The sequence below is a fragment of the Streptomyces sp. NPDC060205 genome, from assembly GCF_042728395.1.
Lineage (GTDB): Bacteria > Actinomycetota > Actinomycetes > Streptomycetales > Streptomycetaceae > Streptomyces.
The window spans coordinates 1-13,077 of record NZ_JBHWZP010000269.1; the positions used below are offsets into that span (position 1 = coordinate 1).

The following is a 13,077-nucleotide window of genomic DNA, read 5'->3' on the forward strand; positions in this document are numbered from 1 at the left end:
GGGCTTTCAGGAACCTTCAGACTCCCCACAGTCCGGTCGTGCCACTGTCTTCGCACGGCCCGCCGAGGAGGGGGATCCACGGATGCGGGACGAGGGGGGCAGGGTCCCGGAAGTCCGGGACCGGGGACCGGGCCGGGCGAATGACCGGCCCGGTCCCATGGGGACGGTCGGCCTCAGCGCCGTCCGCGATCAGCCCGTGGTGACGCCCGTCGGTGTTCCCGAAGCGGTCCGGGCGCGGTCTTCCTCCGCGACGAGGGCGAGCACGCGCTCCCGCTCCTGGCGGCCCCAGGTCTCCTTGGTGACGAGGATGCCGAGGAGGCCGATCACGGCGGCGCCGAGGTAGAGCAGCGCGGCGCCGGGCCAGCCGAAGAATCCCACCAGAGCGGCGGCGAGCAGGGGTGCGAAGCCGCCGATGGCCGCGGCGAGCTGGTAGCCGAGTGAGGCCCCCGAGGTACGGGTCGCGGTACGGAACTGCTCGGTGAGCAGGGAGCCCTGGGTGCCGGTGAGACATGCGTGGACGAGACCGATGCCGATGATGAACACCGTGACGACCAGGGCGGGTTGTGCGGTGTTGGTGAGCAGGTACATCGGGAAGGCGAAGAGGATCGCCGCCGTACAGCCCGCGATGTAGAGGGGACGTCGTCCGATGCGGTCGGTGAGTGCGCCGGCGAGGAAGGTGACCGCGATGGCGAGGATGCTGGCGGCGGTGATCGCGCCGAGCGCGACGGACCTGAGGCCGGGGTGCCGGTCGGTGATGTAGCTGAGCAGATAGGTCGCGGTGGAGTAGTACGCGAAGGACTCGACGACGCGCAGGGCGATGACCCGCAGGATGCCGCGCCAGTCGTCGCAGAGCGTGGCGAGGAACGGGTTCTTCTCGGTGCTGCCGGTGGCTTGGGCCTCTTGGAACTCGGGGGACTCGGTGAGCCGGGAGCGCACGATCAGCGCGACGATCACCATGACGGCGCTGAGCAGGAAGGGCGTCCGCCACTGCCAGCTCCCGTCGAGGGTCGAGCTCCACGCGAACACACCGCTGGCCAGGGCAATCCCCAGCGGGTTGCCTGCCTGGGGTATCGCGGCGAACATACCGCGGCGGTGCCACGGCGCGTGCTCGTAGGCCATGGTGATCGCCCCGCCCCACTCGGCGCCGAACGCGAGGCCCTGGATCATGCGCAGGGCCACGAGCAGGATCGGTGCGAGCACACCCACCTGCCCGTAGGTCGGCAGCGCCCCGATGAGGAAGGTGGCGGCGCCCATGACGGTCATGGCCGCGACGAGGACGGGTTTGCGGCCGTGCTTGTCGGCGAAGTAGCCGCCGACGGCGCCCCCGAGCGGGCGCATCACGAAGCCGACCGCGAGGGTGGCGAAGGAGAGCAGGGTGCCGACGAGCCGGTCGCTCTCGGGGAAGAAGACCGCACCGAAGTAGAGCGCGGAGGCGGTGCCGTACGCGATGAAGTCGTAGTTCTCGACACTCGTGCCGAAGGCGGCGGCGACCGCGGTCTTGACGCGGTCCTTGGAGCCGAGCACGCTCCGCCGGCGGGTGGGGGCGCTGGTGGACATGGGAGTTCTCCTTGAAGGGGCACCGGATCACGGCTCCGACGTCTGCGCGCGAGGAGGATCGGACCGCGCGTGGGGAGGACGGGGCCGTGCGAGGGGAGGCGGCGGAGTCCCGCGCGCGGGGGTTTCGGGCATGCCGAGGAGGAGCCCGGCGTGGCCGGCCGCGGGCAGGGCGTTCGTGACAGGGAACGGAAGAGCCGACCTGTTCAGCGGGGGAGGGGCCGGGCAGCTCGGGCGGTCGTCAGGGGGCCGGGGTCAGAGCGTCGAGCGCGTTCAGTTTGGCGACCCGGCGGCGGGTTTCCTCGTCGTCGTCGAAGACGGCGCCGAGGAACTCGCGCACGATGTCGGGCACCAGCGCGTGGGGGACCAGCCAGGCCCCCATGGCGATGGCGTTGGCGTCGTCGTGCTCGACGGCCTGATGGGCGGAGTAGGGCTCGTGGGCGAGACCGCAGCGGATGCCGGGCAGCTTGTTGGCGGCCATGACGGCTCCCTGGCCGGTGCCGCAGACGAGCACGGCACGAACGGCGGTTTTGGAGAGCACCACCTCGCAGGTGGTGCGGGTGATGTCCGGGAAGTCCACCGGGTCACCGTTGTGGGTGCCGCAGTCGATCACTTCATGTCCGAGGGCCTCGATGGCCTGGCGGACGGTGTCCTTGAGCGCGAAACCGGCGTGGTCCGCGCCGAGGGCGACCTTCATGACTTGTTCCTTTCAGGGCGGGCGCACTGCGGCTCCGCCCGGTGGCGGACGAACGGTGCGGTGCTCGGCCGGGTGGCGGAGGGGTGCGTGGTCGCGGAGGGGTGCGTGCGGCAGGTGGCGTCGGTCGAAGGCCGCACGAGCGCGTAAGAGCGGTCGGCGGTCCTGACGGAAACCGTGCGCTGTGCGCCTGGCATCAGCGCGTCGCACGGCCGCACGGCTGGGGGAGTCGGGGAGGCCGCTGCCGGTGCCGCCAACGGGGGTTCGGGCCCTCATCGGACGGCCGGCAGGGCGCGGTCGGCGAAGGTGGTGGGGACGCGCCGGCCGGGGGCCGGGCGGCCGGCGATGAGGTCGACGAGCCCTCGTACACCGAGCCGGCCGATCGTCGACGCGTCGTTGCGGACCGCGCTGATGGGCGGCGAGGCGAACTCGAACCAGTCGAGGTCGTCGAAGGAGACGATCTCGATGCGGGCGGCCCGCTCCGCACCGAGCCGCTCGCGCAGCGCACGCACGACGCCCAGGGTGGTCAGACCGTTCGCGCCGAACACGGCCGTGAAGGGGACGTCCTGGTCGAGGATGCGGGACATGGCCTCGGCCGCCCCGCCCGCCAGGAAGTCACCCGCGTCCAGCAGCCGGTCATCGGTGCTGATGCCGTGCGCCTGACGCCCGGCGAGGTAGGCGGCGCGGCGCTCGGCGCCGGTGGAGATCGTGTCCGGGCCGCCGACGAAGGCGACGTCGCGGTGGCCCCGGCTCCGCAGCCAGGCGAGCACCTGCTCCACGCCCTGCGCGTTGTCCGTGCCGTACAGGGGTGCGTCGACGCCCTCGATCCTGCGGTTGAGGAACACGAGGGGCAGTCCGGACGCGAGCGTGGCCGCGAGCTGCGGCGAGACGGTGCTCTGCGGCGAGAACAGCAGGCCGTCGATACGTTGGCCGGCGAAGGTCCGCAGATAGGCGTCGGCCTGTTCGGCGTCCTCGTTCGCGTTGGCCAGCAGCACGGTGTAGCCGTGGTGGCGGGCCTCCTGCTCGGCGGCGTGCGCCAGCTCGGAGAAGAACGGGTTGCGGATGTCCGAGACGAGCAGCCCCAGTACGTCGGTCCGGGCGCGCCGCAGGGAACGGGCCGGGCCGTTGGCGATGTACCCCAGTTCGGCCGCGGCGGCGAGCACGCGGGAGCGGGAGTCGGCCGAGGTCTGGCTGCTGCCGCTGAGCACCCGGGACGCGGTACCGAGCGCTACCCCGGCCCGTGCGGCGACATCCTTGATCGTGGCCACTCGCCCCACCTCCTTGTGGAAACGTTTCCATGAACTCGATGGATTCAACATCGCACACCGATCCCGAATTGGGCAAGGTCCCTCCCGGATCAGGGATCCTCCCGGATCCCGCATCCCGTCAGCCGCCCTGCTCGCTGTTGCCTTGCGGAAATGAGCGGCAGGGTCCCCCTTGGGCGCGGTACGGTGCGCCGATGTCAGCGATCAAGAAGTTCCAAGTGACTTTCGACTGCGCGGACCCGGAGCGCGTCGCCCGCTTCTGGTGCGAGGTGCTGGGGTACGTCGCACCGCCGCCACCGGAGGGATTCACCAGCTGGGAGGAGGCCAACCGCGACCTGCCCGCTGAGAAGCAGGGGGCATGGTTCGCCTGCAGTGACCCCTCAGGTGTGGGCCCGCGCCTGTACTTCCAGCGCGTCCCCGAGGGCAAGGTCGTCAAGAACCGGGTGCATCTCGACGTCCGGGTCGGCACCGGGCTCGTGGGGGACGAGCGCCTCGCCGCGCTCGAAGCCGAGTGCGCACGACTGGTCGCACTCGGCGCGACTCACGTGCGGACGCTGTACGCCGACGGGGAGAACGAGTCCTGCATTCCCATGCTGGACATCGAGGGGAACGAGTTCTGCATCGACTGAGTGCCTGGTTTTTTGAACCGGTGGATCGGCGCGACCGCAGCTGGCAAGGTCATCTTGTGGTTCGACATTCGGTGACCTTGAGCAGAATCGAGCTCGCAGACTGGCGAGCTGTCCACTCCTGGGCCTCCCTCGCCCAGGTCTGCCGCTTCCAGACCTGGGGACCGAACACCGAAGAGCAAACGCGCGCGTTCGTGGCGACCGCGGTCGAGGCCTGGGCACACGCACCTCAGCAGCGGTTCGCTTTTGCAGCGCGTGTCGAGGACGACGTAGTCGGCATGGGCGAGCTCCACGTCCGGAGCCGAGGGCAACGTCAAGGCGAGATCACCTATGCCGTGCATCCCCGGGTCTGGGGACAGGGCGTCGGAACGGCGATCGGAAAGGAACTACTTGCGCGAGGGTTCGAGGACCTCGGGCTCCACCGCATCTGTGCCACCTGTGACCCGCGGAACCTCGGGTCTGCACGGGTGCTCGGCAAGCTCGGCATGATGTGCGAAGGACGTCATCGTCACACCGCGCTGATCCGGGACGGTTGGCGAGACTCCGTAATGTTCAGCATCCTCGAAGATGAGTGGCGCGAGAAGGGCGGCGCGGATGCCGATAAGTAGCTAGGCGACGACCTGTGCCGGCTGGTCCGGCCGTGTCGTCGGCGGGGAGGCTGGACGGGCTCGCTTCCAGGTGAGTCGTCTGGTCATGAGCGTGATCGCGGCCCAGGTGATGAGCGTTTCGGAGTGTTGGACGAGCCGTTCGTGGTCCTGGGCGTGAGGGTCCAGGACGTACCTGCCCGTGACCGGGTCCTCTCCGGACGTGACCGGACTGCGCGCGGACGGCTCGGTGTGTCATGCCGTCGTGAGTGGCGGGCACAACCAGGGCCCGGCGGCGATGGCCGCACCACTGTCGTCGGCGACGACGGTGAGGGCGAGGCGCGACGGGACGGTTGGTTCCACCGGCCGGCATCATCCTGACCGACGACGGTCCCCCGACCTGGTCGACGGCTGCCTCACTGGCACGGACTCCAGTTGTTCTTCTCGCGCCAGTGGGCGAGGTCGCCCCGGGTGGCGAGGGTGGCGAGGGTGTCGGGGTGGTCGGGGCCGAGCACCCGGACCCGGTCGGTGAGCAGTTCGGCCATGGCGCTCACGGCGCCGGTCGTATCTCCCGCATGCCCCTGCCACCGCGCGAGGTGACCCCGGGCGATGAGAGTGCCTGGATGGTCGGGGCCGAATACCCGCTCGGCGTCGGTCAGCAGTTGGGCCATGGTGCGCGCGGCACTTGCTGCGTCGCCCGCATGCCCCTGCCAGTAGGCGAGGTGACCGCGGGTGGCGAGGGTGTGGGGGTGGTCCGGACCCAGTACCCGCTCGACGTCGGTCAGCAGGTGTGCGAAGGCAGTCGCGGCGCTCGCCGCATTTCCCGCCTGCCCACGCCACCGTGCGAGGTGGTGCCGGGTGGCGAAGGCGTTGGGATGGTCGTGACCGAGCACCCGCTCGACATCGGCCAGCAGTTCGGCCATGGTGCTCGCGGCGCCTGCTGCGTCGCCCGCATGCCCACGCCAGTAGGCGAGGTGGCCCCGGGCGGTGAGAGTGTCGAGATGGTCCGGGCCCAAACGGTGGCGGGCGGTCTGGGTCAGGTGCCGGTAATAGGCGGTGGCTGTCGTGATCTGCCCGGCTTCGCCGAGGCTGGTGCCGGCGCGGAAAAGTATCGGGTGCACGTGGGGCTGGTACAGGGCATCTTCGCCATGCCGGACGAGGGTGGTGGTGTTGGACCGCAGGGCCTGGGCAAGGTGGGTGTCACGTTCGACGTCGGGCCAGGCAGCGGTCAGGGCGTCGCCGGCGGTGCGGGCGAGCTCGTGGCGGTCGTGGCCGGTGAGCCGGTCGCGAGTGGCGCGTTGGACGAGCTGGTGGATCCGCACGGTCTGAGGGGCGACATCGGGGGTGTAGTCGATCAGGCTCAGCTGATGCAGGTTTCCCAGTGCATCCGTGACGTCCTCGACGCTGATGCCCTCATCCGGATCCAGCGCCTGGAGAACTGCCGGACCGGCCGGCGTCCTGCGGTGAGCGGAGAGGTGGGCCAGGGCGGCCGGGCTGGTCAGCACATCGGCGGGGATGCCGTAGGGGACGAGCATTGCAGCCAGCCGCAGTAAAGGGCTCGCCAGTCCTACGGGGGGCAGTTGGTCGGCGAGGTCGATGGACAGCCGCCAGGCGGCGGCGACGGTGTCGCGCTGGTCGTCGGGCAGTCCGGTGGGGTCGGCCAACAGTGTGGGCAGCGTGCGGCGGTGGTCGGCCAGGCGCTGACGGTAGGCGGCGCAGTCCAGGTGTTTGTTGACCATGTAGGGGACGGTCTGGGCCAGGGCCAGGGCCAGGGGCAGGTGTCCCAGGTCGCGGGCCAGACCCTGGATGTGGGCTGGGTCGTCGTGGCGGTGGTGTGTGGTGAGTTTGGCGGTGAGGTAGTTGGTGGCCTCGGCGTCGGTGAACAGGTCGATGCCGATGCGGTGGCGGCCGCGGGCGGTGAAGGCGGCGTCGCGGTTGCGGGTGGTGATCAGGGTGCGGCCGTGCGGGGTGGTGGGTGGCCACAAGCCGGTCAGGGTGGCCAGGTGGGGCACGTCGTCCAGTACGATCAGCCACCGGTGATCGGTGGCACCGGCTGAGACTGCTGATCGGGCGGCGAGCCAGACCAGGAACCCTGAGACGGCGCGGTCGGAGTCGCCCGGGTCGGCGCCCAGGAGGGCGGCCGCGGCACTGGAGTAGGCGGTCATGACCGCTTCACGGGTGGTCGCGGTGACCCACATCAGCAGGTCCAGCTCACCGCTCTCCCAGCAGGTGCGGGCATGGCGGGCGGCCAGTTGGGTCTTGCCGACCCCGCCCATACCGACCAGCACCGCGGTACCGCCGTCGGCCGTCGCCCGCCCCAGTGTGTGCAGCGCGGCGCGGTCCTGGAAGCAGTCGGCTGTGCCGGGCACGAGCCCGACCTGGTGCGGGAAGGGCACCGGCATACGTGGTGGAGCGTGGTAGTCGATGCGGCTCGCGGCGATGCCGCCATCGGCTCGGACGACCTGACCGATGTGCACCGCGGCATCGCCGCGCTCCGTGGAAGAAAGGCGTGGGCTTGCCGTGCCCGGTCCGTTCAGCCCTGGGACGGATCCGGTGTGCAAGGGGTGCCCAGGTGGGCTCCTCCGTGGATTGCACCGGCGGCGATCCCGCCGTCCGCGCGGATATTCACATCCCCGCCCGCAGCCACCCCACCCAACCCGGCCGAGGTCACACCAAGCGGGGCGTACTCGGCCAGCAGCGCCTGCAGTTCGGTCTCGACTTGCTCACGGCCGGCCTCGTCCAGACTCTCCAGCAACGTCTCGAAGCGCGTCTGCCAGGCGGCCTGCTGCCGGATCCGTGTCTGCTCCGCCTCGTGGTCGGCGCTTGCGTCCAATGCGCCCGCGGTCCGATCCAGCCGCTCCGACTCGGCCTGCTCACGCCCCGCATCCCCGCGTCCGAGCAACCTGGCCACCCGCTGCCGGAATCCCGGCCACGCATCCGTGCCCGCCGCCTGCACCACACCTGTTCCGCCGGCTGCGGCCAAGGCCACCAAAGTCTCCGCCAACATCCTCATCCCCCAATGTGTAGGTGCCGGGACCGTACCTGCGCGCCCCGCTTCCGCGCGGCGTGTTCGGCAAGAGCGCGAGCGGGAGAAAGGGATCCCGGTACTGTGGAGAAGTTTCGGCCGGCTACGTATTGACCAATCTCAACAAACCGCTGTCCAGGGGAGTTCGACCCGCGGGGCGTCTGCGTCAACGCTGTCTTCCCGGGGCCGGTCCGCACCACGTTCTGGACCGTGCAGGGCGGGTTCCCCGATGCCACCGCGGCGACCGTCGGCTCCCGCGCAGGAGGCACTCGATGCCATCGTCCCTCAGGGCATGAGCATCAGCGCGGGCCGGATCACGGAGGCGCAGGAGGTCGCCGACCTCATCCCTTTCCTGGCCTCCCGAGCGGCGGGCGACATCACGGGTGCCGAGGTCGTCATCGACGGTGGGCAGATCAAGATCGTCGGACCTGCGATGGACTCTGCTCACCCGTGCGGCGAAGGCTCTCCGGAGTCCCCGTCCCCCCCCGCGGCAACGGCGCCCGGATGTGCGGACGCGATCCGTGTCCCGCGCATCCTGCTACCGGAGCGGAGCCGTCCCGTTCACGGCCTGGGAGATCACCCTGCTGTGGCACCTTGCCGCCGGATCCGGCACCACGGAGTCGCGACGGCACCTCACTGCTCCGAACGGGCCGTCAAATACACCGTGCACGAGATGACCGAGAGGCACGGGCCACGGAACCGAGTGCACGCCGTCGTTCATGCTCTGCGGCAGGGGGTGCTGTGACGATCTTGCGTGCCGTGAACGGGGACGCATCGCGACGGATGAGTGGACGGCTGGTTCTGATCCCCGCGTGCCCCGGCCTACGCCGGCGGCAGGCAGTCGCCCTTCGGTGGTCTGCCTTCCGGCCACGCCAGGTGTACGAACTTGGAGCCGCCGGCCGGGGTCAGCTCGACGATCGGTACGGCCTTGTCGTACGGGTTGCCGTGGTTGTCGAGACAGAGCCAGCCGCTCGCGCCGTAGACCCGCAGACTGCCTCGCAGCTGTGGCCACACGTCCCCGACGTCGGCGAGGGTGGGCAACCTGCTGCCGTCGGGTGTGGCCTGGCGGATGCCCTTCACGGCGAGGCGCGTGGCGTCGTACGCGACCGTCAGCTGTCCGCCGTCGCGAGGGGTGCCGCCGATGGGACCGACGGGTTCGTGCCTGGCCTGCGCGAGCAACTTGGTCAGGGTCTGGGCGTCGGCGCGTGAACCGCCCCGCGCGGGCGGGTTGTCGGTCCAGGCGTCGAAGTGCGCGAGGGCGGTGTAGCGCACGGTCAGGTTGTGGCCCAGCGCGGAGGTCTCCAGCTGCCTGTCGCTCGTGAGGTACGACCCTTCGTCACCGGTGAGCACCGTGAACCTTCGGTCCAGGCAGCCGCGCCTGCCCAACGCGTTGATGAACTGCCGCAGTTGGGTGTGCCGGCCCGCGAAGAGAATCGTGTCCGTGGTGTGCGGCGTGTCGCAGATGTTGAAGGTGATGTTGCGAAAGGTGTTGGCCGTGGTCCCTTCCTGGGTGCGGTCCTGAGGCGGATGGAACGCGGAGGGCTGGTACGGCGAGCCCTTCAGCAGCCGTTCGAAGGACTGCCGGAGCGTTCGCGTGTACGGATCACCCGGCTTGTCGTAGACCAGATAGGCCCTGTCGGCCAAGATCCTCGCCGACGAGGTGAGCGCACGGGCCAGATCGGTGTTGGTGGGAGCGACCCGGGCGAGACCGGGGAAGGGGTCCTTGCCGTGCCGGCCATTGGCAAGGTCGTCGGCGGTGATGGAGGTGCCGATCACCGGGATGCCGCGCCGGGTCAGCTCCCTGACGGCCTGCTGGTTGGTGTCGGTGCTGCTTCCTATGCCGGTCACCGCCCGCAGTGGGTCGGGCCCTTGCGTCATACGTGCCAGCGCGTCCACCGTCTCACGCCAATGCGCGTTGTCCGCACCGGGGTTGGCGAGGACGAGCCGGACAGCGGGAGTCTGGCCGCTCTCGTGGTGATTGGCCTCGTACTGGGCCAGATAAGCCCCCTGCAGCTCGCGCAGGGTGTCGTTGTCGGCCGCGGAGAACGGCTGGAAGACCGCCACGGTGACTCGGGCGCGGGAAGCGACGGAGTCGTTCTCCCGGTCGATCGCCCGTATGACGTCGGTGAGTTGACGCTGTCCGAAGTCGTACGCCGTCGTCGAGACGCCTACGCACTCGTCGCTGCCGTCAGGTCGTTCGACCCCGGGAGCACAGCTCCGGTCCCCCTGCGCGAGCGTCATACCGCCCCAGACGCCGGCGGCCACCAGGACGACCGCGAGCAGCAGGGTGACGTAACGGCGGAAACGGATCTCCCAGACGTGCTCACGCAGCCACGCCGGCCAGCCCGCTGTCCTGCCTGCCATCACCGGCCTCCGTTCCGGTCCGCGTCGTGGCTCGGGAGACGGAACGGCCGCCCGGCCGCAGCGTCCGCCGGCCAGTCCCGGGAGGCCCGCCACAGCGTTTCACTGCCCGCGGGCTTCTGGTTGGAGAGCTGTTCCAGCTCCCACCGCAGCCGTTCACTCACCTTCGGGTCCGGCAGCACCAGCGGATCGGCCAACTGCCAGACGGCGTGCAGGATGCGTCGTACGCGCAGATGGAGCGTCACGTCCACGCCGTCCGGGGGGTGTTGCGCTGCGTCCGTGCGGCCGAGCGCGACGGCGCCCCGGTCGTCGTACGGCTCACTGCCCAGGTGCCGCTCTTCGGGGTCGTACGCGTCGTAGCAGGGCGCCGAGGCGATGATGACGAGCGCGGACAGCCAGTCGCAGGGGTCCAGTCCGACGAAGGTGTCGCGCAGGTGGTCGACCGCGACATCGGTGTTGCCCAGGGCGAGCTCGTGGCGGACGCGGTAGCGGGTGTGGTCGGGGGAGTCGCCGCGGCAGTGGTCGATGAGCGTGCGGTGGACCCACTGCCACGCCGCGTGGTCGGGGTCATGACGGTGAAGCCGGAGCAGGAGGAGCGCTCGGAGGAAGGGATCGCCGACGAAGTGCCCGGGAGTTCCCGGGAGGCCTTCCTGGGCGAGCCGTTCCTCCAGGTCGAGGACGCCGGCGGTGCCGAAGTCGTCCGGGAGTCCGCTCTCGGCGAGCGCGAAGGCCGCGTCACGATCATGTGCGGCGGCAAGAACGGTCAGTTCGTCGAGTCTGTCGTCCGGCGCGAGCCGGTCGAGCAGCTCCTGGTGGGTGGGATACCCGGTGTGGTCGTCATGCAGGGCCACGTCGGCCATGAGCAGGTCCCCCAATGAGGTGGCCCCTCGGGGCGGATTCTGTCGGGCCGACTCGGCGATCGTGGCGATGCCGAGCGGGTTGCCTCCGGTCAGTCGATGCATGGCGTGGGGGAGGTGGGGGTGTGTCGGCAGTCCGGGGCAGGCGGCGTTGACCATGTGCAGGGTCTCGTCGGGCGAGAGCGGTGGCAGTGCGACCAGCAGGGCGCGGGAGGACGGTGAGCCGCCCGGCGTCCAGCCGCTGCTCCTGGCCAGTTCGGGCAGGGTGCGGCGGACGGTGTTGCGCAGCGCCCGGTGGCCGTGGCCGCGCAGCGCGGCGAAGAAGACGACCCGGTCGGCGACGCCGTCGGCGCGGTCCCGCAGTACCGACTTCATGAGATGGGACCCGGCGGGTTCCTGGACGTTGTCGATCAGGATGACCGGCCGTCCGAGACGGTGCGCACGTTGCACGACCCCCGCGTAGGCGTCGTCGAGGTCGGCCAGCAGAGCTCGTACGAGATATCGCTCCGCGTGGTGGTGCGAGGTCCCGCCCGCTCTGAAGTGCCCGGAGAGCAGGATCAGTCCGAGCTTCGGGTTTCCGCCCGCGTTGGGGTAGTCGCGGTACCACGCGGCCCCTTTGCGAAGCCGCCGCTGGGTCGGCGCGACGCCCTCGCCGAACGCCTCCAGAGTCGCCTCGATGATCGGCTCGACCGCCGGGCCCGTCTCCGACAGCGATGCGACGAGCTTCGCCACCACTTTGCCGATCCACCGTCCGGCGAACCCGGCCAGCCGGGACCCGGTGTCGTTCATCAACAGGATCCGCTCGGCCTCCTGCCGGATCCGTGGCAGATCGCGGTCGCTCCAGCCACCGGCGGCGACGGCGAGCAGCCCGGAGGCCAGGCGCGGGAAACTGATGCGTCCGGCGCCGGTGACCGGCTCGGCGAGCTGCTCGGCGATGGTCAGCATCGCCTGTGACACGGGGGACCAGAACTCGGCGTGCCCGTCCGGGGGAGGCCGGTCGAACTGCGCGTCCTCCCCGTCGATCAGCGCGACCGGCGTGTGGCCACGATATGCGGAACGCAGTTCACCGAGCACCGCGCTCTTGCCGAGGCCCCTTCCGCCCGTCAGCACCACGAAAGGCGGTTCCGTCGGGTGTTCGTACGGCGTGGAGATGTGCTGGTAGGGCCGCAGGCCGGTGAGCCGCGCAGCAAGCCCTGGCGGTTCGATGTCGAACAGCGCTCCCCGGCCGTGCAGCGATGAGTGCACCATACTTCCCCCCTGGTGCGGTCCAACCCGATGTCAGTGACGCGTCCGCCGACTCCCTCTTCCCCGTCGGCACGGCTGTTGTGGGAATCGGGATCAGTGGATACCAACAGCGCTGGAATCAGTAGGAGTTGGCCAACGCTCGGGCACGATGTCCAAGGCGGTCGACTGATCGACAGCGCCGGACCGTCAGGGTTCTCGCCGCCGTGGACGGGCATGTCGCCACGCTGAGGTTGTCTCTGTCCATCGCCCCCGTACCTCCCCCTCGCCCGTCCATCGGAACGGCATGCAGTCGAGCCGACAGGGCGGTCACTCTGAGCGCATCATAGGGCCGCTCACGGCTCGGTACAGGCAGCCGGAGCATTGTGTTGAAACAGTGAGATCTCATGACTCCGAGCAGCCCCACCTGCCCCACGGAGTCCACGAGGATCGTCATCTTGTGCCCGGCCTGCCCGGACTGAGCTGGAAGAGACTTGTTGTCACACGGCTCAGAAGACCTCTGCCTTCCCAGCGGGTGTCTTGTCCTGCGCGGCCTCCAGCGCCCTGTTGCGGCGGACGGAGGACCAGAAGGACCAGGCGATCAGGACGACGCCGATGAGGCCGGTGATGATCTCGTTGACCTCGAAGCGGATGGTGACCAGGAGGATCGCGGCGAGGGCGCCGATGGCGTAGTGGGCGCCGTGCTCCAGGTAGACGTAGTCGTCGAGGGTGCCCTGGCGGACCAGGTACACGGTCAGCGAACGGACGTACATCGCGCCGATGCCCAGGCCCAGTGCCATCAGGACGATGTCGTTGGTGATGGCGAAGGCGCCGATGACGCCGTCGAAGGAGAAGGACGCGTCGAGGACTTCGAGGTAGAGGAACATGAA

10 protein-coding genes are annotated in these 13,077 nt (G+C 70.0%); 2 read left to right on the top strand and 8 right to left on the bottom strand.

What is annotated here, in order from left to right; translation table 11 throughout:
* Positions 1-189: 189 nt before the first annotated feature.
* The 3 genes from ACFWGJ_RS33460 to ACFWGJ_RS33470 all read right to left on the bottom strand — a co-directional run bounded on the left by ACFWGJ_RS33460 (position 190) and on the right by ACFWGJ_RS33470 (position 3,516).
* The gene (locus tag ACFWGJ_RS33460; RefSeq protein ID WP_387332147.1) at positions 190-1,557 is read right to left on the bottom strand and encodes an MFS transporter; all 1,368 of its coding nucleotides are present in this window, start codon (positions 1,555-1,557) and stop codon (positions 190-192) included.
* Positions 1,558-1,795: 238 nt separating this feature from the next.
* Complete coding sequence (locus ACFWGJ_RS33465; RefSeq protein ID WP_387332149.1) at positions 1,796-2,251, bottom strand: RpiB/LacA/LacB family sugar-phosphate isomerase; 456 nt, start codon at positions 2,249-2,251, stop codon at positions 1,796-1,798.
* A gap of 269 nt (positions 2,252-2,520) precedes the next feature.
* A complete protein-coding gene (locus tag ACFWGJ_RS33470) occupies positions 2,521-3,516 on the bottom strand; it encodes a LacI family DNA-binding transcriptional regulator (RefSeq protein ID WP_387332150.1) in 996 nt (331 codons plus the stop codon).
* Positions 3,517-3,707: 191 nt separating this feature from the next.
* On the opposite strand from ACFWGJ_RS33470, the gene ACFWGJ_RS33475 reads away from it, so the two are divergent.
* Together ACFWGJ_RS33475 and ACFWGJ_RS33480 are read left to right on the top strand one after the other, a co-directional pair.
* Positions 3,708-4,142, top strand: coding sequence for a VOC family protein (locus tag ACFWGJ_RS33475; RefSeq protein ID WP_387332152.1), 435 nt, complete (start codon positions 3,708-3,710; stop codon positions 4,140-4,142).
* A 71-nt stretch (positions 4,143-4,213) separates the two neighbouring features.
* Complete coding sequence (locus ACFWGJ_RS33480) at positions 4,214-4,747, top strand: GNAT family N-acetyltransferase (protein WP_387332164.1); 534 nt, start codon at positions 4,214-4,216, stop codon at positions 4,745-4,747.
* 392 nt (positions 4,748-5,139) lie between these two features.
* Here ACFWGJ_RS33480 and ACFWGJ_RS33485 read toward each other — a convergent pair whose 3' ends face one another.
* The 5 genes from ACFWGJ_RS33485 to ACFWGJ_RS33505 all read right to left on the bottom strand — a co-directional run.
* Complete coding sequence (locus ACFWGJ_RS33485) at positions 5,140-7,200, bottom strand: tetratricopeptide repeat protein (RefSeq protein WP_387332154.1); 2,061 nt, start codon at positions 7,198-7,200, stop codon at positions 5,140-5,142.
* A 56-nt stretch (positions 7,201-7,256) separates the two neighbouring features.
* Positions 7,257-7,736, bottom strand: a complete 480-nt coding sequence (locus ACFWGJ_RS33490; protein ID WP_387332156.1) for a hypothetical protein — start codon at positions 7,734-7,736, stop codon at positions 7,257-7,259.
* Positions 7,737-8,570: 834 nt separating this feature from the next.
* Complete coding sequence (locus tag ACFWGJ_RS33495) at positions 8,571-10,112, bottom strand: ABC transporter substrate-binding protein (RefSeq protein WP_387332158.1); 1,542 nt, start codon at positions 10,110-10,112, stop codon at positions 8,571-8,573.
* Complete coding sequence (locus tag ACFWGJ_RS33500; protein WP_387332160.1) at positions 10,112-12,214, bottom strand: hypothetical protein; 2,103 nt, start codon at positions 12,212-12,214, stop codon at positions 10,112-10,114. Before ACFWGJ_RS33500 ends, ACFWGJ_RS33495 begins: the two co-directional genes overlap by 1 nt.
* Positions 12,215-12,696: 482 nt before the next feature.
* The coding region (locus ACFWGJ_RS33505) for a DUF475 domain-containing protein (RefSeq protein WP_387332162.1) at positions 12,697-13,077 on the bottom strand (381 nt) is incomplete at its 5' end.